This is a genomic window from Micromonospora sp. NPDC004551, from assembly GCF_040609975.1.
Taxonomy (GTDB): Bacteria; Actinomycetota; Actinomycetes; order Mycobacteriales; family Micromonosporaceae; genus Micromonospora.
Genome location: NZ_JBEXLM010000027.1, coordinates 77,027 through 95,985, shown reverse-complemented (window position 1 = coordinate 95,985; position 18,959 = coordinate 77,027). Strand labels below are relative to the sequence as shown.

Sequence of the window (18,959 nt, the reverse complement as noted above, 5' to 3'; positions counted from 1 at the left end):
CCCACGATGCCCAACGTCCGGCCGCGCTCGACGGCGAACGAGACCCCGTCGACGGCCTTCACCACGCCGTCCTCGGTGTCGAACCGCACCCGCAGGTCCCGGACCTGGAGGTAGGGCCCTTCGCCGGCGCGTTGCTCCGGCACCTCGGGGCGGTCCGGTTCCCCGGACGGCACCGTCTCCGACCTGCCCATGACCGCCTCCCTCAGTGACGAAGAGAACCTACAGCAAACTTCTGGAGGCGAAAATAAGCTACAAGCGGCGGCCTGTCAGCGGCCTGAGCGTAACGACTAGGTTTCCAACCTGAACAGCCCTCACCTGGACATTCATGGTTGCGACTGGGCATCGACGCCGCGACGCTCACGTGACGCCGGCGCCCACCTCACGACACCAGCGCCGTCGGTGGCGAAGCCAGGCACGGTCTGGAGCTGACCGAGCCCGTCCGGGCGACGATCCGGCCGGAGGATCTCGTCCCCTGACGGATGTCGGCCCGGTCCCCTAGGGTCGGGCGCATGACGGGATTCGACGCGGCGACCGCCGCCGTCCAGGCCGCCCTCGACGCGGGAGCCCGCTACGCGGACGCCCGGGTGATGCACCGCCGCTACGAGTCGATGTCGGCCCGCAACGGCGCCATCGAGGAGCTGACCCAGGACGAGAGCATCGGGCTCGGCGTCCGCGCGCTGGTCGGGTCGAGTTGGGGCTTCCACGCCGTACCCGAGCTGTCGGACGCCGCCGCCCGCGACGCCGGCCGGCGCGCCGCGGCGATCGCCACCGCGAGCGCGCGGGTCCCGGGCCCGCCGATCGACCTGGTGCCGGTCGAGGCGACGGTGGCGAGCTGGGCCTCGGCCTGCGACGTCGACCCCCTCGGCGTGCCGCTCTCCGACAAGGGCGACCTGCTGGTCCGTGCCACCGCCACGATGCGCGAGCACGGCGCCGACCTGGCCGAAGGGCTCTACCAGATCTGGGACACCGCCAAGTGGTTCGTCTCCAGCGAGGGACACCGCATCGACCAGCGGATCCGCGAGTGCGGGGGCGGCATCTCGGCCACCTCGATCGGCGACGGCGAGACCCAGCGCCGCTCCTATCCGAGCTACCGCGGGCAGTACGGCACCACCGGCTGGGAGCTGGTCACCTCGCTCGACCTGGCCGCGCACGCCGCCCGGATCGCCGAGGAGTCCCGGGAACTACTCACCGCGCCGGAGTGCCCGTCCGGCGAGACCGACCTGATCCTCGGCGGCGAGCAGCTCGCCCTCCAGATCCACGAGTCGGTGGGGCACGCCATCGAGCTGGACCGGATCCTCGGCTGGGAGGCCGCCTTCGCGGGCACGTCCTGGCTGGACCTGACCCGGCTCGGCACGCTGCGCTACGGCTCCGAGCTGATGAACGTCACCATCGACCCGACCATCCCGGGTGCGCTGGGCAGCTTCGGCTTCGACGACGAGGGCTCCCCGGCGGTCAAGCGGGACGCGGTCCGCGAGGGGCGCTGGGTGGGGGTGCTCGCCGGCCGGGACTCGGCCGCCGTCGCCGGCCTCGACCACGGCGGCAGCGTCCGGGCGGACGGCTGGGCGCGGCTGCCCATGGTGCGGATGACCAACGTGGGCCTGGAGCCGGGCCCGCACACGCTCGACGAGATCATCGCGGCCACCGACGACGGGGTGCTCATGGACCTCAACCGCTCCTGGTCCATCGACGACAAGCGGCTCAACTTCCAGTTCGGCTGCGAGGTCGGCTGGGAGGTGAAGAAGGGCCGCCGGGGGCGGATGCTCCGCAACCCCACCTACACGGGGATCGGGCCGACCTTCTGGCGCTCCATGGACATGCTCTCGTCGGAGATCGTGCCGTGGGGCACGCCGAACTGCGGCAAGGGGCAGCCGGGCCAGACCGGGCACACCGGCCATCCGGCTGCGCCGGCCCGCTTCCGCAACGTCCGGGTGGGGGTGCGGGCATGAGCGAGCTGGATCTCGCCGGCCGGGTGGTGGAGCTGGTCCGGCGGCTGGCCGGGCCGGACGCCCAGGCCGAGGTGGTGGTGACCCGGGCCGACCTGGCGCTGACCCGGTTCGCCAACTCCTTCATCCACCAGAACGTCGCCGAGTCGGGCACCACGGTCCGGCTCCGGCTGCACACCGCCGGCCGGACGGCCGCGGGCAGCGGCACCCTGATCGACCCCGACGGGTTGACCGCGCTGGTCGAGCGGACGCTGGCCGCGTCCCGGCTCGCACCGTCCGACCCGGCCTGGCCGGGGCTCACCCCGCCGGCGCCGGTCCCCGCCGGCGCGCCCGTCGACGAGGCCACCGCGGACGCCTCGCCCGACGAGCGGGCCGCCCGCGTACGCGCCTTCGTGGACGCCGTCGAAGGGCTGGAGGCCGCCGGCTACTGCCGCACGGCGTACCGGTCGGGGGCGTTCGCCAACTCGGCGGGGCACTCGGCCGTCGGGCGGTCGGCCGAGGCGGCCATGGACGGCATCGCCCGGACCGGCGGCGCCGACGGGGTGGCCCGGCACTGCGCCGACCGCCTGGCCGACCTCGACGGCGGGGCCCTGGGCGCCCGCGCGGCGGCGAAGGCGCGGGCCGCGGCCGACCCGGTCGAACTGCCCCCGGGCCGCTACGAGGTGGTGCTCGAACCCGCCGCCGTGGCCGACCTCCTGCAGAACCTCGCCTGGTACGGCTTCAACGGCAAGCGGTACGCCGAGCGGCAGTCCTTCGCCGAGCCGGGCACGGCCCAGTTCGACCCGGCGGTGACCCTGGTGGACGACCCGCTGCACGCCTCCGGCCTGCCGTACGACCTGGAGGGCACGCCCCGGCGGGTGCTGACCCTGGTCGAGGCGGGCACCACCGGGGCGGTGGCGCACGACCGGCGCAGCGGCGCCGAGGCGGGCACCGGGTCCACCGGGCACGGGATGGTCGGCGCCTCGACCTTCGGCCCGCTCCCGCGCAACCTCCGCCTGCTGCCGACCGGCGGCCCGGCGGGGGTGGCCGCCGGGCCGCAGAGCGCCGGGGTGACCGGTGCGGTGGCCGACCCGGACACGGCCACGCTCGTCGCCGGAGTGGAACGAGGGCTGCTGGTCAGCGACTTCTGGTACACCCGGGTGCTCGACCCGAAGCAACTGGTCGTCACCGGGTTGACCCGCAACGGCGTCTGGCTGGTGGAGGACGGGGTGCCCACCCGGGCGGTGCGCGACTTCCGGTTCACCGAGTCCTACCCGCGGGCGATGGGCCCAGGCCGGGTGCTCGGCCTGGGCCGGGCGCCGGTGCGTCAGCCGGACCGGATGGACGGCTTCTGGTGGGAGGCCCCGGCCCTGCGGCTTGCGTCCTGGAACTTCACCGGCGGCGCCTCCGGCTGACACCTCAAGATATTGATCTTGGTTCGGGTCTTTCCAACCTCCCGGACACACGGGACACTGCGTTGCGCGGCCGGGCCGCGAAGATCGGCGTAACGTGTGTCACTTAGCTGCGCCGGTTCGCCGGTGCGGTCTCATGCGTGCGCAAGACGTGGCAGTGGACGCGGTCTCGCCGGTCCGCTGACCGGTACGGAAGGTGTGATCCGCCGCCCCGCGAGGGCGCCGTCAGGGAGACGACTCGAATGACATCAACGGCAACGAGGCCGCGGGGAGCGCGGGCGCGCGCCGCCATCGCGGCGAAGACGTTGCGAACGGACCGCTGGTGGTTCGCGCCACTGATCACCGTCGTCGGGCTCAGCGCCTGGGTCATCTACGCGACGGTCCGGGTCTTCATGCACAAGTGGTACTGGGTGGACGCCTACCACTACCTGACGCCGTTCTACTCCCCCTGCGTCACCGACCGGTGCGTCGAGGGCTCCTCGCACTTCGGCAGCTTCCTGCCGGGCTGGTGGATCATCCCGGACGCGGCGCTCACCCTGCCGTTCCTGCTGCTGTTCCGGCTCACCTGCTACTACTACCGCAAGGCCTACTACCGGTCGTTCTGGCTGTCGCCGCCGGCCTGCGCCGTGCCGGACGGGCACCAGTCATACGGCGGTGAGACCCGTTTCCCGCTGCTCGGACAGAACCTGCACCGCTACTTCTTCTACCTCGCCGCGATCATCTCGCTGATCAACACCTACGACGCGATCTACGCGTTCCACTCGCCCAAGGGCTTCGGCTTCGGCCTGGGCAACGTCATCCTGCTGGTCAACGTGGTGATGCTCTGGGCTTACACGATCTCCTGCCACTCCTGCCGGCACATCATCGGCGGGCGGCTCAAGCACTTCTCCAAGCACCCGCTGCGCTACCGGGCGTGGACCGGGGTGTCCTGGTTGAACGTCCGGCACATGCAGCTCGCCTGGATCACCCTCGGCACCCTGGCGCTGACCGACTTCTACGTCATGGCGGTGGCGGCCGGCTGGTTCAACGACCTGCGGTTCATCAACTGAGAGCCTGGACATGACTGAGACGCGAATCGAACGACACCACTACGACGTCGTCGTGATCGGGGCCGGTGGCGCCGGCCTGCGCGCGGCGATCGAGGCCCGGCTGGCCGGCAAGAAGACCGCGATCATCTCGAAGTCGCTGTTCGGCAAGGCCCACACGGTGATGGCCGAGGGCGGCGCGGCGGCCGCCATGGGCAACGTGAACTCCCGGGACAACTGGCAGGTGCACTTCCGGGACACCATGCGCGGCGGCAAGTTCCTCAACAACTTCCGGATGGCCGAGCTGCACGCGAAGGAGTCGCCGCAGCGGATCTGGGAGCTGGAGACGTACGGGGCGCTCTTCGACCGCACGAAGGACGGGAAGATCTCCCAGCGCAACTTCGGCGGCCACGAGTACCCGCGGCTCGCGCACGTCGGCGACCGGACCGGCCTGGAGCTGATCCGCACCCTCCAGCAGAAGATCGTCTCCCTCCAGCAGGAGGACAAGCGGGAGTTCGGCGACTACGAGGCCCGGATCAAGGTCTTCGCCGAGACCACCATCACCGAGCTGCTGCTGGACAACGACCGGGTGGCCGGCGCGTTCGGCTACTACCGGGAGTCCGGCGAGTTCATCCTCTTCGAGACCCCGGCCGTGGTCCTCGCGACCGGCGGCGTCGGACGCTCCTACAAGGTCACCTCGAACTCGTGGGAGTACACCGGGGACGGCCACGCCCTCGCGCTGCGTGCCGGGGCCACCCTGATCAACATGGAGTTCCTCCAGTTCCACCCGACCGGCATGGTCTGGCCGCCCTCGGTCAAGGGCATCCTGGTCACCGAGTCGGTCCGCGGCGACGGCGGCGTGCTCAAGAACTCCGAGGGCAAGCGGTTCATGTTCGACTACGTCCCGGACGTGTTCCGCAAGCAGTACGCGGACAACGAGGCCGAGGCGGACCGCTGGTACAAGGACCCGGACAACAACCGGCGCCCGCCGGAGCTGCTCCCCCGCGACGAGGTCGCGCGCGCCATCAACAGCGAGGTCAAGGCCGGTCGGGGCACCCCGGCCGGCGGCGTCTTCCTGGACATCGCCTCCCGGCTGCCGGCCGAGGAGATCCGCCGCCGGCTGCCCTCGATGTACCACCAGTTCAAGGAGTTGGCCGACGTCGACATCACCAAGGAGCCGATGGAGGTCGGCCCGACCTGCCACTACGTGATGGGCGGCGTCGAGGTGGACCCGGACTCCGGTGCGGCGTACGGCACCGTGCGCGGGCTCTTCGCCGCCGGTGAGGTGTCCGGCGGCATGCACGGCTCCAACCGGCTCGGCGGCAACTCGCTGTCCGACCTGCTGGTCTTCGGCAAGCGGGCGGGCGGCCACGCCGCCTCGTACGCCGACCAGCTCACCGCGCGCCCGGCGGTGTCGGTGGCGGCGGTGGAAGCCGCCGTGGAGACGGCGCTGGCCCCGCTCCAGCGGGACACCGGCGAGAGCCCGTACACCCTCCAGCAGGACCTCCAGGCGGTGATGGGCGACCTGGTCGGCATCATCCGGCGGGAGGGTGAGCTGGTCGACGCGCTGGCCCGGCTGGCCGAACTGCGCGAGCGGGTGGCGAAGGTGAGCGCGGCCGGCGGCCGCCGCTACAACCCGGGCTGGCACCTGGCCCTGGACCTGCGCAACATGCTGGTGGTCTCGGAATGCACCGCGAAGGCCGCCCTGGAGCGGCAGGAGTCGCGCGGCGGGCACACCCGGGAGGACCACCCGGCCATGGACCCGAAGTGGCGGCGGGTGAACCTGGTCTGCTCGCTGGACGGCGACGCGGTCCGGCTGACCCAGAAGCCGCTGCCGAAGATGCGCCCGGAGCTGATCTCCCTGTTCGACCGGGCCGAGCTGGCCAAGTACCTGACCGACGAGGAACTCGCCGAGTTCGACGCCCTCACCGAGGAGGCGGGCAACTGATGGGAACCAAGCGACCCTTCCGCATCTGGCGGGGCGACGAGAACGGCGGCGACCTGCAGGACTACACGGTCGAGGTGAACGAGGGCGAGGTCGTCCTCGACGTGATCCACCGCCTCCAGGCCACCGACGCGCCGGACCTGGCGTGCCGGTGGAACTGCAAGGCCGGCAAGTGCGGCTCCTGCTCCATGGAGATCAACGGCAAGCCCCGGCTCAGCTGCATGACCCGGATGTCGACGTTCGAGGAGGGGGAGACCGTCACGGTCACCCCGCTGCGCACCTTCCCGGTCATCCGGGACCTGGTCACCGACGTCTCGTTCAACTACGAGAAGGCGCGGGAGACCCCGGCGTTCGCGCCGCCGGCCGACGTGGCCCCGGGCGACTACCGGATGCAGCAGGTGGACGTCGAGCGCTCGCAGGAGTTCCGCAAGTGCATCGAGTGCTTCCTCTGCCAGAACGTGTGCCACGTGATCCGTGACCACGAGGAGAACAAGCCGGCGTTCTCCGGTCCCCGGTTCTTCATCCGGGCCGCCGAGCTGGACATGCACCCGCTCGACGCGAAGACCGACCGCAAGGAGTACGCGCAGTCCGAGATGGGACTCGGCTTCTGCAACATCACGAAGTGCTGCACCGAGGTCTGCCCCGAGCACATCAAGATCACCGACAACGGGATCATCCCCATGAAGGAGCGGGTCGTCGACCGCAGGTACGATCCCCTTGTGTGGCTTGGTAGCAAGATCTTCCGGAGGGGTCAGGTGCCTCAGACCAGCGTGACCAGCGGGCATTCGAGCGGCGCCGTAGGCGTCGGCGCCCCCCACGGCGGGGTGCACTCGCACGCCGGCGGCTCGCACGACACGGCGGCCGAGCGGCAGGCGCAGCAGGGCGTCAACTGGCACCGCGAGGTGCCGCACCCGACCGCCCCCGCGGTCGACGTCAACGGCAAGCTCCCGCTGACCGAACTGACCTTCGACCGTGCCGCCGCGCCGTCGCCGTTCGGTGACGACGTGACCTTCCCGCTGCCGGCGGAGCACCTGAACTTCGCCCACCCGCAGCAGGACGAGCCGAAGCACTGAGCAGCACACCGACAACGACGACGGGGGCCGCGGCACATGCCGCCGGCCCCCGTCCCGTTTCCGACCCCGCGTCCGCTTCCGGCGGTCGGGAGGCCTGTCCCGCTTCCGTCGGTCAGGAGCCGGCGAGCAGCGGGCGCAGTGCGGCGACGATCGGCACGTCGGCCGGCAGCCACGGAACCGTGTCGAGTTCGGCGGCGGCGAGCCAGCGCAGGTCCGAATGCTCCAGGGCCTTCGGTTGCTCACCGTCGAGCAGGCGGGCCACGTACACGCGGAGGACGGAACGGCCGTGTGCCATCGGTACGTCGCGGCCGAGCCGCGCGCCGATCTCCACCCGGACGCCGAGTTCCTCCGCGCACTCGCGGATCAGCGCGTCGGTCTCGGTCTCGCCCGGCTCCACCTTCCCGCCGGGAAACTCCCAGCGGCCGGCCACCTCCGGTGGGGCGGAGCGCTCGCAGGCCAGGACCCTGCCGTCCACGATGATCGCCGCACCGACGACCACCCTCGGCTCCCGCCGATCCTGCCCGTTCCCGCTAACCCGTTCGGTCCGCACGGGCGTCCAGCGTGCCAGATCAATCGGCGGTTTGGGTAGCTGAGCCGACCGTCAGGTCAGCAGAACACGGAAGTGTGGGCGTGGACACACCATCTGTGCGGCGACAGACTAGAGGGCGTCGACTGGGACACGGGATGGCGACGATTTGGCCACAAGCCGGCAACGACGCCTGGGAGGTGCGGTGATGCGCGTGCTGTTCAACGGCCGGGCGAAGCACGACTACCTCAGCGACGCGCTCGCCCTGCTGTCCGGATGGACCCGGGAAGGCGAGCAGATCCGCCGGACGCTCGTCCTCGACGAGACCCAGCACGCCGCGCTCACCGAGCGCGTCGCGGTGGTCGCCGACGCGCTGCGCCTGCGCCCGGAGATCAGCCGCCGGGCCGATCGCACCCAGATCCGGGTGGGCCACGGCGACGGCGAGCCGCTCACCGAGGGCGAGGTGCTGCTGGCCGCGCGCATCGAGGACGCGGTCCGCGCGGTCACCGGCCCCTGAGCGCTGGCGCGGCCCGCCTACCGTCGGGGACATGGCTGATCCCACGTACGACCGCAAGGAACAGTTCCAGCAGATCCAGAGCGGCCTCCTGCCCGGCGAGCAGATCATCGCCGTCTACGACGCGGTCGGCACGGGAACCGGGTTCATCGGCCTGACCGACCGCCGGGTGATCATCCAGGACCGCTCCTTCGTCGGGAAGCGGTACGCCATCACCAGCATCCCGTACGGAAAGATCACCAGCGTGAGCGTGGTGAGCAACAAGTCGTGGGGCGGCGCCTTCTTCTCCACCGGCGCCATCGCCATCCACGTCGGTGCGCACACCTACGAGGTGGAGTTCCGGGGCGCGCAGAAGAGCCACCACGTGCACAACGTCATCCTCCACCACATCTCCTGACGTGCCGGCCGACCTGCCGGCAACGCTCTACGACGCGGCGGGGCCACCGGTCAGCGGCGGTACGCCAGCTTGAAGTCGAGCGCCCAGTCGACGCCGTCGGCGGACCGCTCCCAGCGGCCGTCGATCGCGGCGCCGTCGTCGCTCAGCGTGCCGGTGAACCGCTGGTGGAAGCCGGGCGCCTCCCGCCACATCCGCCAGACGCCGTCGGCGAACGTCATCCGGTAGACCCGGTGCACGCCGCGCGCGTCGGCGTAGAGCACCGTGAACTCCTGCCCCGCGTCGTCCAGACCGATGAGCTGGGTGGTCGGGAGCGGGTTGTTCTCCCGCCAGGCGCGCGGCGCCGTCTCCGGCACGGGCTCGGCGTCGCTGTGCTGGCGGAGGAAGCGGCCGTCCTCCACCCAGGCCAGCTCCGTCCAGCCGGCACCGAGGCCCTCGACCTCCGGCTGCACGGTCCACCGCCCGACGAGCACGTCGAGCCGCGCGAGCGCGGGATGCCGCTTCCCCATCCTCGTCCTCCTCCTGCGGGAACCCGGTACTCGCCGCCGCCTGACAGAATCGCGCGCATGCGGGGGTTGTTCGCGAGGGTCAGGGGTTGGCGCACCGACCGCAGACCGACCGTACGCCGGATCCGCCGTGCCGTGGTGGTGGTCGTCGCCGGCGCGGCGCTGCTGGCCACCGGCACGGCGGCCAGCGTGGCGTGGGTCCGCGGCGGCGCGGACGGCCACCTGTTCTCCGAGGCCGACGTGCCGGACGCCCCGGTCGCCCTGGTCCTGGGCACCAAGGTGGAGGCCGACGGCAGCCCGTCGCCGTTCCTCGCCGCCCGGCTGGAGATCGCGCAGCGGCTCTTCGCCGCCGGCAAGGTCCGGGTCGTCCTGGTCTCCGGCGACCACATGAACGACGACTACGACGAGCCCGACGCGATGCGGCGCTGGCTGGTCGACCGGGGCGTACCAACGGACAAGGTGGTGCTGGACCACGCCGGCTTCGACACCTACGACTCGTGCGCCCGGGCCCGGCGGATCTTCGGGGTGGAGCGGGCCACCGTGGTCACGCAGTCGTTCCACCTGCCCCGCGCGGTGGCGGTCTGCCGGCACCTCGGCGTGGCCGCGAACGGCGTGGGCGACGACACCGCCCGCCGCTACGCGGACCGTTGGCGGATCAGCGCCACCCGGGAGTACGGCGCCTGCGTGAAGGCCGCCGTGGACGTGTTCTCGGGCCGCGATCCTGTGCACCTGGGCCGCCGCGAGACCGGGGTGGACGATGCCCTGCGCGCGGGATGAGGTGCGGCCGACCGGTCGGCGGTAGGGTCGCGGCGTGGTGAAGCTGGCAGAGGAGACCCTGGCGGCGGTCGGTCGGATGACCGTCGCGGCGACCGAACTGGAGCACGTGCTGTCCCGGCTCGCCGCCGGTGAGGCGGGTGCCGACGAGATCTTCGCGCGCGCCGGCGCGCCGCTGCTCGCGGCCCGCGAGACGGCGCGGTCCGCCCCTCCGGACATCCGGGACGAGTACGCCAACCTCGTCGAGGGGGCCGCCACGCAGCTGGCCGTGGGCCAGGCCGCGCTGCGGGCCGTGTGGCGCGGCGGCCGGACCGATCCGGCGCTGTTCGACGAGATCACCGCGCGGCTGCTGCGCTGCCGGGACACCCTCCACGACCGGATCCCCGTTCCGCAGCAGAGCTGACGAGACGGCCGAGGCTGTGGGGCGGCCGGTGGCGGGACTGTCGTCGCCGACGCCTGAGCTGGTCCGCGTACGCCGACGGAACGTCGCCTCGAGCGGCCTTACCGGATCACGTTCCAGGTCTGGTGCAGCCGCCCCCACGCTGGGTGAATGTGCTGGTACATTTCGCGCTTCGCCTTGATCGAAAGAGGACTGCGCATGACCGGCACGGGGGCCGAATCGGGCGCGGGACCGGCGATGGATCCGGTGCCCGGCACCGGACCAGCCGATCCTTCCGCGCAGCACCCACTCGGGCAGCCGCCGCTCAGCCACGGCGCGCCGCCGTACGTGCCGGCAGCGGGCGAGCAGCCGCACCCGTTCGCGCAGCAGCCGCCCCTGCCGCCGTTCGGGCCGCAGCCGCAGGTGGCGTGGGCGCCGCCGCCCGGGCCGCGCAACCGCACGCTCGTCGTCGCCGCCGTGATCGTGGGCGTGGTGCTGCTGGTGGGCTGCCTCGGCCTGACGGGCGGCGTCCTCCTGCTGCGATCGGCGACGACGACCGCCTCCGAACCGGCACGGGAGGCGCCCCCGGCGCCCAGCACCGGCCGCGGCCCCGCCGCGACCGCCGCCCCTGAGACCAGCGCGGAACCGGTGCAGGAAGGGCCGGAGGCGAGCGCGTACCCGGCCGAGGAGATCTCCGACCTGAACCGGGTGTGCGACGACAACGTCTACTACCCGCAGTCACCGAAACGCGCAGGCAAGGCGCCGCACCCGCTGGTGCTGCTCATCGGGGACGGCTCCGGGCTGCGCTACCAGGACGGCACCTACTACTTCTCTCAGGGCCTGTCGAAGAAGGTGGAGCAGACCTGGGCGCCGGAGGCGCCCACGAAGGTGCAGATGGTCGCCTGCCTGGACCGGGTCGGCAGTGGCGCGACGATCCGCCGCTGCAAGTACGACGACCCGAAGCCGTTGACGTTGACGCTGCTGAAGGCGAGCTGGCGCCTCCGGGTGTACGAAGTGGCGACCGGCCGCAAGCTGCTCGACAAGCCGATGACGGGCGACGACCAGGCGTGCCCGTACGTCGTGCTGGCCGGCCCGGACAAGAAGATCTACGCCAAGGTCAGCGACCGGGCCGCCGTCGCCGCGCTGCGCAAGCTGGTCAACAGCTCAAGCTGAACGCGCTTCGCGTGCCTCCAGCGCGGCCAGGTCGCGCTCCGCGTAGAGCCGGTGCTCCCACTCCTCGTTCAGAACGATCAGCAGGCACTCCCGGACCGGATAGCTGCGGGGCCGTGGCCAGCCGACACCGTCCACCGGCTCGGTGTGGCCGGCCAGCGACTCGGGGGTCAGCCCCTCGATGACCCGGCGCACCGTGGACATCCGGTCGCGGCGCAGCGCGAGCACCACGTCGAGGGAGGGCCGCACGGCCCGGTCCCGTGGCACACCCGGGGTGTCCGGCATCTCGTCCCACGGCAGGTCCAGGGGATCCCACGGCGCCGGGTCGCCGAGCATCGCCCGCCCGACCCACGAGTCGGTGGCGAAGGCGAGGTGCCGCAGCGTCTCGATGAAGGACCACTCACCGTCGACCGACTCGTTCAGCAGCTCGGGCCGCAGCCGGCCGGCCCGGTCGACGGTGCCGGCCCAGAGCCGCTCCAGGATGTCCCACGCCTCGCGGAAGCCGGCCGGATCGGTCGGGCGCATCCGGGCCCGGTCCGGGTGTCGCCGGTCCAGCTCCGCCTCGATCAGCGGCCCGACGTCGACGCCGTTGATCGTCAGGTGCTGGATCTCACCGCGGATGTCGACGTCGGCCAGCTCGACGCCGCGCATGGTGACCCCGCTCAGGTCGGCGCTGCGGAACCGGGCCCGGGACAGGTCGACGGCACGGAACTCGGAGCCGCTGAGGTCGGCGTGCGCGAACCGCGAGCCGCGCAGATCGGCGTCGGTGAATTCGGCCACGCTAGCAGGCTAACCGCGACGCCCGACACTCCGCGGCCCGGAAGCACGCCGGCGCTCACGGCTATCGTGACCCGGTGCTGACCCGTACAGATCAACAGCAGCGGCCCGTCGCCCTCGTGACCGGTGCCGGCCGCAGCGCCGGCATCGCCGCGGCGGTGGCGCTGAAGCTGGCGGAGACCGGCTGGGATGTCGGGCTCACCTACTGGACCCCGTACGACGAGCGGATGCCCTGGGGAGCCGATCCCGAGGCGGTGACGCTGCTCCGCGACCGGGCGGGCGAGCACGGGGCGAGAACCGCCGCGGTCGAGGCGGATCTCGGTGACCCGCATGCCGCGGCCGGCATCTTCGAGACCGTGGAGCGGGAGCTGGGCGCGGTCGGCGCGCTCGTCCTCGCCCACTGCGAGAGCGTCGACTCGGGCCTGCTGGACACCAGCATCGAGAGCTTCGACCGTCACTTCGCGGTCAACACCCGGGCGAGCTGGCTCCTGATCCGGGAGTACGCCCGACGCTTCCGAGGGGCGCACGGCACTGGCCGCATCGTGAGCCTGACCAGTGACGCCACCGTCGGCAATCTTCCCTACGGGGCCAGCAAGGGCGCTCTCGACCGGATCACGCTGGCCGCCGCCCGGGAGCTCGCCCACCTCGGCGTGACCGCCAACGCCATCGATCCGGGTCCCACCGACACCGGCTGGATGACCGCGGAGATCAGGGATGCGGTCCTGCGGTCCACGCCGCTCGGACGCCTCGGCCGCCCGCAGGACTGTGCGAACCTCGTGGCGTTCCTGTGCTCGGCCGACGGGGGCTGGATCAACGGGCAGCTCCTGCACAGCGACGGCGGAATCGCCTGACCGACGTCGGCCGGTCATCGCCCGTGGAGCGAACGGGCCGCCGGGCTGTCGCCCAGGAAGCGTTGGCCCATGGCGATCTCATCGCCGACCACCGACCAGACGGTTTCGTCGTCCTGGAAGGGGAGCGGGTCGAGGCCGCTCGTCTCCTGGCGGATTCGCTCGACCTCGCGCTCCAGGCGCTCGAAGTCGGCTTCCTCGTCGTCGCCGAAGGTGAACTCGTCGAGCAGGCGCTGGAACCGGACGGTGACCTGGACGAGGGAGGAGACGTCCCGGTGGAGTTCCGGCGCGGTCTCCTCGTCGGCGTCGAAGGCGTGCACCGTGCCGGAACCGGGGTCGAGGGCGACGTGGGCATTGAGCAGCCAGCCGATGACGGGCCACTCGCCCGCGTCCTCCGCGACGTCCTCGAAGTCCGCGACGTCGACGACGTCCCGGACGAGCGGCAGCCGGCCGGAGTCCTCGTCGGGCACACGCAGCCAGAAGGTCCCGGTGGGGACGCCGACGGTCTGCAGGAGGCGGGCGCCCTCGGTGTCCGCGACGGCGGGCGGGAAGGCGGCGGCGGGCAGGGTCGCGAGCCGGTCCTCGCCGAAGATGCCGGCGAGTTCGCTGCGGGTGACCTCGAAAAGCACGGCGGGAACTCCGAACTGGGCGGCGGGAGGGACGCCGATCTCAGACGTTGAAGCGGAACTCCACGACGTCGCCGTCCTGCATGACGTACTCCTTGCCCTCGATCCGGACCTTGCCGGCGGCCTTCGCCGCCGCCATCGATCCGGCCTCGACCAGGTCGTGGTAGGAGACCACCTCGGCCTTGATGAAGCCGCGCTGAAAGTCGCTGTGGATCACCCCGGCGGCCTCCGGCGCGGTGGCGCCCACCGGGACGGTCCAGGCCCGCGCCTCCTTGGGGCCGGCCGTCAGATACGTCTGGAGCCCCAGCGTGCGGAAGCCCACCCGGACGAGCTGGTCCAGCCCCGGCTCGGACTGCCCGATCGACTCCAGCAGCTCGCGGGCCTCCTCCTCGGGCAGGTCCACCAGCTCGGACTCGATCTTGGCGTCCATGAAGACCGCCTCGGCCGGGGCGACCAGGCCGCGCAGCTCGTCGAGGAACTCGGCGTTGCCCAGCTCGGCCTCGTCGACGTTGAAGACGTAGAGGAACGGCTTCGTGGTGAGCAGGTGCAGCTCGCGCAGGTGCTCCAGCTCGATCTTGGCAGCGGCGGCGCCCGCGTAGAGGGTGGTGCCGCCGTCGAGGACCTCGACGGCCTTCTTGGCGGCCTCGACGGCGGCGGCCCGGTCCTTGCGGAGCTTGGCCTCCTTCTCCAGCCGCGGCAGCGCCTTCTCCAGGGTCTGGATGTCGGCCAGGATCAGCTCGGTGTTGATCGTCTCGATGTCGTCGGCCGGGGAGACCTTGCCGTCGACGTGCACCACGTTCGGGTCGGAGAAGGCCCGCACCACCTGGCAGATCGCCGAGGCGTCGCGGATGTTGGCCAGGAACGCGTTGCCCCGGCCCTGCCCCTTCGAGGCGCCCCGGACCAGCCCGGCGATGTCGACGAACGAGACCGGCGCCGGCAGGACCTTCTGCGAGGAGAAGATCTCGGCGAGCTTGGTCAGCCGCTCGTCGGGAAGCCCGACCACGCCGACGTTCGGCTCGATGGTGGCGAACGGGTAGTTCGCGGCGAGCACGTCGTTCTTGGTCAGCGCGTTGAACAGGGTGCTCTTGCCCACGTTGGGCAGGCCGACGATGCCGATGGTGAGACTCACGACGAGCCAGCTTACGCGGTTCGCGGCGGGAACCGGTCAGGCGGGCCGGGCGGGCAGCAGCCGGGGCTCGATCCGGGTCTCCCGGACGGTCCCGTCCTCGGCGCGGGCCAACTCGTACGCGGCCACGCCCTCCCGGTCGGCGACCGCCTCGGCCAGCCGGGTGCCCCGGTAGATCAGCCCGACCCCGTCGTCCGTGCAGTGGCTGGTCGGGAGCGTGCCGTCGCCGACGAGCCGGTGCATGAGCGGCCGGCGCTGGTCCTCGCTGTCGTAGTGCACCCCGTTGCCGTACGGGAGCCAGCCGAGCCCGTCGGTGAACGGGCGCAGGGTCGGGCCGTAACTGTCGGTGGCGCCGCCGAGGTGCCAGCAGATCGACCCGGCGGAGACCCCGCCGAGCACCACGCCGGCCTGCCAGGCTTCGTGCAGGATGTCCGGCAGGCCGTGCACCCGCCACACCGCGCAGAGGTTGGCCACACTGCCGCCGCCGACCCAGATGATGTCCTGGGCGAGCAGGTGGGCGCGGACGTCCTCGACGTTGGGCATCGGGTAGAGCGCCAGGTGGGACGGGCGGAACCGGGTGCCGGCGAACGCGCCGTAGAACACCGTGAACGAGGTGGGCTGGTCGCCGACCGCCTGGTTCAGGTAGCAGACCCGGGGTGCGTCGCCGGCCTGCGCCAGCTCGGCCATCAGGTCGAACAGCTGGCTGGGCCGGGCGTCCCAGGGCCCGCGGTGCCGGCTGAAGAAACCCATGCTGGTGGCGACGATGGTGGGTTCACTGGCGGGCATGGCCGTCCTTCCGGTCGGTGGCGTCGGAGATCATCCTGCCCGATCCGGCGGCTCCGCCTCGGCCGCGGCCAGCAGGACGCGCAGCAGATCGCCCAACCGGTCCCGGTCGGCGGGGGCCAGCGCGTCGAGGATCCGCCGCTGCACCTCCAGCCCGGCCTCGGCCGACTCCTCGGCCACGCGGCGGCCGGCGTCGGTGAGGCTGACGCGCAGCGCCCGCCGGTCGGCCGGGTCGGGCGCGCGCCGCACCAGCCCGGCCCGCTCCAGCCGGTCGAGCCGGCCGGTCATCCCGCCGGAGGTGAGCATCAGCGAGGCCGCGAGCGCCTTCGGTGCCAGGGTGTACGGCGCGCCGGACCGGCGCAGCGCGGCGAGCACGTCGAACTCGCCCCGGCCGATGCCCCAGCCGGCGTACACCTTCTCCTGGCGGTCGCCGACCAGCCGGGCCAGCCGGTAGATGCGGCCGAAGACGGCCATCGGCTCGGGCCGCATGCCGGTCCGCTCCCGGCGCCACTGCTCGACGATCAGGTCCACGTCGTCGGTTGCCACGGCTGTCGATTGTGCCGCACCTCGCACTTCCCTTTTCACTCGGCACTGATTAGCTTAGCGCTAAGCTACTTAGCATCAAGGAAAGCAGGTCGCCATGACCCGCCGCTGGACGGACATCGCCCTCACCGCCCTCGCCCCGGCCACCTGGGGCACCACCTACCTGGTCACCGCCGAGCTGCTGCCCGCCGGCCGGCCGCTCTGGTCCGGCGCGATCCGCGCCCTGCCGGCCGGCCTCCTGCTTCTCGCGCTGACCCGGCGACGGCCGCACGGCGTCTGGGGGGGGCGGGCCGCCCTGCTCGGTGCGCTCAACATCGGGGCGTTCTTCCCGCTGCTCTTCGTCGCCGCGTACCGGCTGCCCGGCGGCACCGCGGCCGTCCTGGGAGCCGCCCAGCCGCTGCTGGTCGCCGCGCTCACCGTCGCCCTGCTCCGGGACCGGCCCGGCCGCCCCGCGTTGCTCGCCGCGCTCGCCGCCCCCGCCGGGGTCGCCCTCGTGGTGCTGCGGCCGGGCGCCGGCCTCGACCCGCTGGGCGTCGCCGCCGGCCTGGCCGGCACCGCCGCGATGGCCGCCGGCCTGGTGCTCACCCGCCGCTGGGGCCGCCCGCCCGGGGTGGGCACCCTCGCCGCGACAAGCTGGCAGCTCGTCGCCGGCGGCCTGCTGATCGTGCCGGTCGCCGCCGCCGTCGAGGGCGCGCCGCCCGCGCCGGACGGGCCGGCCCTTCTCGGGTACGCGTGGCTCGGGCTGGCCGGCACCGCGCTGGCGTACGCGCTCTGGTTCCGGGGCGCGGCCCGGCTGCCGGTGACGCGCGTGTCGGTGCTCGGCGCGCTCAGCCCGCTGACCGCCGCGACCCTCGGCTGGCTGGTGCTCGGGCAGGCGCTCAGCCCGGTCCAGCTCGCCGGCTTCGCGGTGGCGGTCGGCGCCATGGTGCTCGGCCAACTCCCGGGACGCGCCGCGCCGGGTGAGCGGGGTGGTCAGCCGACGCGCAGCCGGCGCCAGTCGCCGGCCGAGGTGTCGGTGGCCACACCCTCGGGCAGTGCCCCGGGCGGCAGTTCCGCCGCCGCCGCGAGCGGCAGGGTGAAGCGGTGCGCCGCGGACGGCGCGGCCGCGTGCGACTGGTCGAGCAGCCAGCGCACCTCGTCGACCGTCCAGCCCAGCCCCGCCCGGCCGGCGAGCTCCCGGACCAGCCGCAGGCCGACCCGGGTGTCGTCGTCGTAGAAGCGCATGCACCAGTGGTGCGCCCACATGCCGAGTGCGCGCAGCCCGGCCGCCTCGAGCGAGCCGACCAGCCGGCCGCAGGCGGTGTCGGCGAAGGGACGCCCCGGGTCGTCGGCCCGGTCCCGCTCGATCGCCCCGTAGGCGGCCGGCGCCACCACCCGCATCCGGTCGTAGAAGCCCTGCACCACCGCGTCGTCCAGCCGTGCCCGCCCCGACCGCATCAGCGGACACCCCCGCCCGGCCACGCTCGCCATGCCCCGCACCTTTTCTTGAGTTGGTGGCGCGACGGTACCGGCCACTACCGACACTTTCCGCGGCGGAATCCGTTGCCACGCCAGGGATAGCTCGCTTGAGCTGGGGCGTCTGTACTGGTGACGACAACGAGCGGGAGGGTGGGTGGACGAGGATGACCGGGCCCGGCTGGCCGAGTTCGTTGCCAGCCGCACGCCGGCGCTGATGCGGGTGGCGTACCTGCTCACCGGCGACCGGCACGCGGCCGAGGACCTGTTCCAGTCGGCGCTGGCCAGGACCATCCCGAGGTGGCGGTCGCTGCGGCACGCCGACCCGGAGGGTTACCTGCGCACGGTCATGTACCGGGAGCAGGTGAGCTGGTGGCGGCGGCTGGGGCGACGCCGGGAGACGGCGCTCACCCCGGCCGACGAGGCGGTCCAGCCGGACCCGAGCGGCGGCACGGACGTACGCCTGGCGATGCGGGCGGCGCTGCGGCTGCTGCCGCCGGCCCAGCGCACGGTGCTGGTCCTGCGCTACTACGAGGACCTCACCGAGACCCAGGTCGCCGAGGCACTGGGCTGCACGGTCGGCACGGTACGCAGCCGGACCCACCGGGCGGTGACCCGGCTGCGCCAGCTCATGCCGGACGTCGAACTCCTGGAGGTACGGCGGTGACCACGCCCTTCGAGGACCTCATCCGCGCCACCCTCTCCGATCTGGCCGAGGAGGCACCCAGAGTGCAGGACCAGTTGACCCCGGCGGAACGCCGGTTCCGGAACCGCCGGCGGACCACGGTGACGCTCGGCGCGGCGGGCGTGGTGGCCGCCGTGCTGATCGGCGCACCGATCGCGCTGGCGGCCGGTGGCGGGGATGCGCCAAGCCCGGCGGCACCATCGGCGCCGCCGACCGTGTCCCCGTCCCCCTCGGGACCCACGGTGGCCCCCTCCCCCAGCGGACCGCCCACCGTCGCGCCGAGCCCGTCCGGCACCGCGACGGCCGGTCCCGCCCCCAGCGTCTCGGCCCCGGGCCGGCCCGGCCGCCCCGTGCCGAGCCCGAGCCGGCCGGGCGAGCCCACCGTGACACCCTCCCCGTCCGGCCCCGGCGGCGGACCGGGCGTACCCGGCACCTGGCCCACCGCATCCCCCAGCCCCAGCAGCTGACCCGGCCGC

The 18,959-nt window shown here is 72.8% G+C and carries 21 protein-coding genes and 2 pseudogenes; 14 read left to right on the top strand and 9 right to left on the bottom strand.

The features are described 5' to 3' along the window. A pseudogene (locus tag ABZW14_RS26645) lies at nucleotides 1-191 on the bottom strand (ABC transporter ATP-binding protein); the annotation flags it as partial. A gap of 318 nt (nucleotides 192-509) precedes the next feature. Between ABZW14_RS26645 and ABZW14_RS26640 the strand changes: the two are divergent. From ABZW14_RS26640 to ABZW14_RS26620, 5 genes are all read left to right on the top strand, one after another. Then, a complete protein-coding gene (locus tag ABZW14_RS26640) occupies nucleotides 510-1,946 on the top strand; it encodes a TldD/PmbA family protein (protein WP_355351454.1) in 1,437 nt (478 codons plus the stop codon). Beyond that, a complete protein-coding gene (locus ABZW14_RS26635) occupies nucleotides 1,943-3,337 on the top strand; it encodes a metallopeptidase TldD-related protein (protein ID WP_355351452.1) in 1,395 nt (464 codons plus the stop codon). The genes ABZW14_RS26640 and ABZW14_RS26635 overlap by 4 nt, the downstream gene beginning before the upstream one ends. Before the next feature lie 239 nt (nucleotides 3,338-3,576). Next, the gene (locus tag ABZW14_RS26630) at nucleotides 3,577-4,383 is read left to right on the top strand and encodes a hypothetical protein (RefSeq protein ID WP_355351450.1); all 807 of its coding nucleotides are present in this window, start codon (nucleotides 3,577-3,579) and stop codon (nucleotides 4,381-4,383) included. 10 nt (nucleotides 4,384-4,393) lie between these two features. Beyond that, nucleotides 4,394-6,307: a fumarate reductase/succinate dehydrogenase flavoprotein subunit gene (locus ABZW14_RS26625; protein ID WP_355351448.1), complete on the top strand. Its 1,914-nt coding sequence runs from the start codon at nucleotides 4,394-4,396 to the stop codon at nucleotides 6,305-6,307. Beyond that, nucleotides 6,307-7,377: a succinate dehydrogenase/fumarate reductase iron-sulfur subunit gene (locus ABZW14_RS26620; protein ID WP_355351446.1), complete on the top strand. Its 1,071-nt coding sequence runs from the start codon at nucleotides 6,307-6,309 to the stop codon at nucleotides 7,375-7,377. The genes ABZW14_RS26625 and ABZW14_RS26620 overlap by 1 nt, the downstream gene beginning before the upstream one ends. A gap of 112 nt (nucleotides 7,378-7,489) precedes the next feature. Here ABZW14_RS26620 and ABZW14_RS26615 read toward each other — a convergent pair whose 3' ends face one another. After that, nucleotides 7,490-7,876, bottom strand: coding sequence for a (deoxy)nucleoside triphosphate pyrophosphohydrolase (locus ABZW14_RS26615; RefSeq protein WP_355351444.1), 387 nt, complete (start codon nucleotides 7,874-7,876; stop codon nucleotides 7,490-7,492). A 235-nt stretch (nucleotides 7,877-8,111) separates the two neighbouring features. Here ABZW14_RS26615 and ABZW14_RS26610 point away from each other — a divergent pair, with 235 nt between their 5' ends. Then, nucleotides 8,112-8,420, top strand: coding sequence for a 4a-hydroxytetrahydrobiopterin dehydratase (locus ABZW14_RS26610; protein ID WP_355351442.1), 309 nt, complete (start codon nucleotides 8,112-8,114; stop codon nucleotides 8,418-8,420). A gap of 31 nt (nucleotides 8,421-8,451) precedes the next feature. Continuing rightward, the gene (locus tag ABZW14_RS26605) at nucleotides 8,452-8,814 is read left to right on the top strand and encodes a PH domain-containing protein (protein WP_355351440.1); all 363 of its coding nucleotides are present in this window, start codon (nucleotides 8,452-8,454) and stop codon (nucleotides 8,812-8,814) included. Between the two features lie 50 nt (nucleotides 8,815-8,864). On the opposite strand, the gene ABZW14_RS26600 is transcribed toward ABZW14_RS26605, so the two are convergent. Next, nucleotides 8,865-9,320 (bottom strand): hypothetical protein, encoded by a 456-nt coding sequence (locus tag ABZW14_RS26600; RefSeq protein ID WP_355351438.1) that lies wholly within the window; start codon nucleotides 9,318-9,320, stop codon nucleotides 8,865-8,867. Between the two features lie 57 nt (nucleotides 9,321-9,377). Here ABZW14_RS26600 and ABZW14_RS26595 point away from each other — a divergent pair, with 57 nt between their 5' ends. The 3 genes from ABZW14_RS26595 (at nucleotide 9,378) to ABZW14_RS26585 (ending at nucleotide 11,643) form a co-directional block, all read left to right on the top strand. Then, a complete protein-coding gene (locus ABZW14_RS26595; protein ID WP_355351436.1) occupies nucleotides 9,378-10,094 on the top strand; it encodes an ElyC/SanA/YdcF family protein in 717 nt (238 codons plus the stop codon). A 34-nt stretch (nucleotides 10,095-10,128) separates the two neighbouring features. Beyond that, nucleotides 10,129-10,494, top strand: a complete 366-nt coding sequence (locus ABZW14_RS26590) for a hypothetical protein (protein ID WP_355351434.1) — start codon at nucleotides 10,129-10,131, stop codon at nucleotides 10,492-10,494. Between the two features lie 195 nt (nucleotides 10,495-10,689). Beyond that, on the top strand, nucleotides 10,690-11,643 hold the full coding sequence (locus tag ABZW14_RS26585) for a hypothetical protein (RefSeq protein WP_355351432.1): 954 nt from the start codon (nucleotides 10,690-10,692) through the stop codon (nucleotides 11,641-11,643). Here the strand turns inward: ABZW14_RS26585 and ABZW14_RS26580 are convergent. Continuing rightward, on the bottom strand, nucleotides 11,635-12,420 hold the full coding sequence (locus ABZW14_RS26580; RefSeq protein ID WP_355351430.1) for a DinB family protein: 786 nt from the start codon (nucleotides 12,418-12,420) through the stop codon (nucleotides 11,635-11,637). The two genes, ABZW14_RS26585 and ABZW14_RS26580, sit on opposite strands and share 9 nt — an antisense overlap. A 74-nt stretch (nucleotides 12,421-12,494) precedes the next feature. Here ABZW14_RS26580 and ABZW14_RS26575 point away from each other — a divergent pair, with 74 nt between their 5' ends. Further along, nucleotides 12,495-13,268 (top strand): SDR family oxidoreductase, encoded by a 774-nt coding sequence (locus ABZW14_RS26575; RefSeq protein ID WP_355351428.1) that lies wholly within the window; start codon nucleotides 12,495-12,497, stop codon nucleotides 13,266-13,268. Nucleotides 13,269-13,282: 14 nt separating this feature from the next. Here the strand turns inward: ABZW14_RS26575 and ABZW14_RS26570 are convergent, their stop codons facing one another. The 4 genes from ABZW14_RS26570 to ABZW14_RS26555 are packed head-to-tail and all read right to left on the bottom strand — an operon-like array spanning nucleotide 13,283 to nucleotide 16,346. Further along, nucleotides 13,283-13,894 (bottom strand): SUKH-4 family immunity protein, encoded by a 612-nt coding sequence (locus tag ABZW14_RS26570; RefSeq protein ID WP_355351426.1) that lies wholly within the window; start codon nucleotides 13,892-13,894, stop codon nucleotides 13,283-13,285. Nucleotides 13,895-13,934: 40 nt separating this feature from the next. Then, the gene (ychF, locus tag ABZW14_RS26565; RefSeq protein ID WP_355351424.1) at nucleotides 13,935-15,020 is read right to left on the bottom strand and encodes a redox-regulated ATPase YchF; all 1,086 of its coding nucleotides are present in this window, start codon (nucleotides 15,018-15,020) and stop codon (nucleotides 13,935-13,937) included. Between the two features lie 36 nt (nucleotides 15,021-15,056). Continuing rightward, nucleotides 15,057-15,803, bottom strand: a complete 747-nt coding sequence (locus ABZW14_RS26560; protein ID WP_355351422.1) for a peptidase E — start codon at nucleotides 15,801-15,803, stop codon at nucleotides 15,057-15,059. 30 nt (nucleotides 15,804-15,833) lie between these two features. Beyond that, on the bottom strand, nucleotides 15,834-16,346 hold the full coding sequence (locus ABZW14_RS26555; protein WP_355351420.1) for a MarR family transcriptional regulator: 513 nt from the start codon (nucleotides 16,344-16,346) through the stop codon (nucleotides 15,834-15,836). 94 nt (nucleotides 16,347-16,440) lie between these two features. Between ABZW14_RS26555 and ABZW14_RS26550 the strand changes: the two are divergent. Further along, a pseudogene (locus tag ABZW14_RS26550) lies at nucleotides 16,441-17,262 on the top strand (EamA family transporter); the annotation flags it as partial. Between the two features lie 53 nt (nucleotides 17,263-17,315). Here the strand turns inward: ABZW14_RS26550 and ABZW14_RS26545 are convergent. Then, the gene (locus ABZW14_RS26545; protein ID WP_355351418.1) at nucleotides 17,316-17,813 is read right to left on the bottom strand and encodes a hypothetical protein; all 498 of its coding nucleotides are present in this window, start codon (nucleotides 17,811-17,813) and stop codon (nucleotides 17,316-17,318) included. Between the two features lie 142 nt (nucleotides 17,814-17,955). Between ABZW14_RS26545 and ABZW14_RS26540 the strand changes: the two genes are divergently transcribed. Together ABZW14_RS26540 and ABZW14_RS26535 are read left to right on the top strand one after the other, a co-directional pair. Next, entirely contained in the window at nucleotides 17,956-18,465 is a 510-nt protein-coding gene (locus ABZW14_RS26540; protein WP_355351416.1) for a SigE family RNA polymerase sigma factor, read from the top strand. Then, the gene (locus ABZW14_RS26535; protein WP_355351414.1) at nucleotides 18,462-18,950 is read left to right on the top strand and encodes a hypothetical protein; all 489 of its coding nucleotides are present in this window, start codon (nucleotides 18,462-18,464) and stop codon (nucleotides 18,948-18,950) included. The genes ABZW14_RS26540 and ABZW14_RS26535 overlap by 4 nt, the downstream gene beginning before the upstream one ends. Nucleotides 18,951-18,959 lie beyond the last annotated feature (9 nt).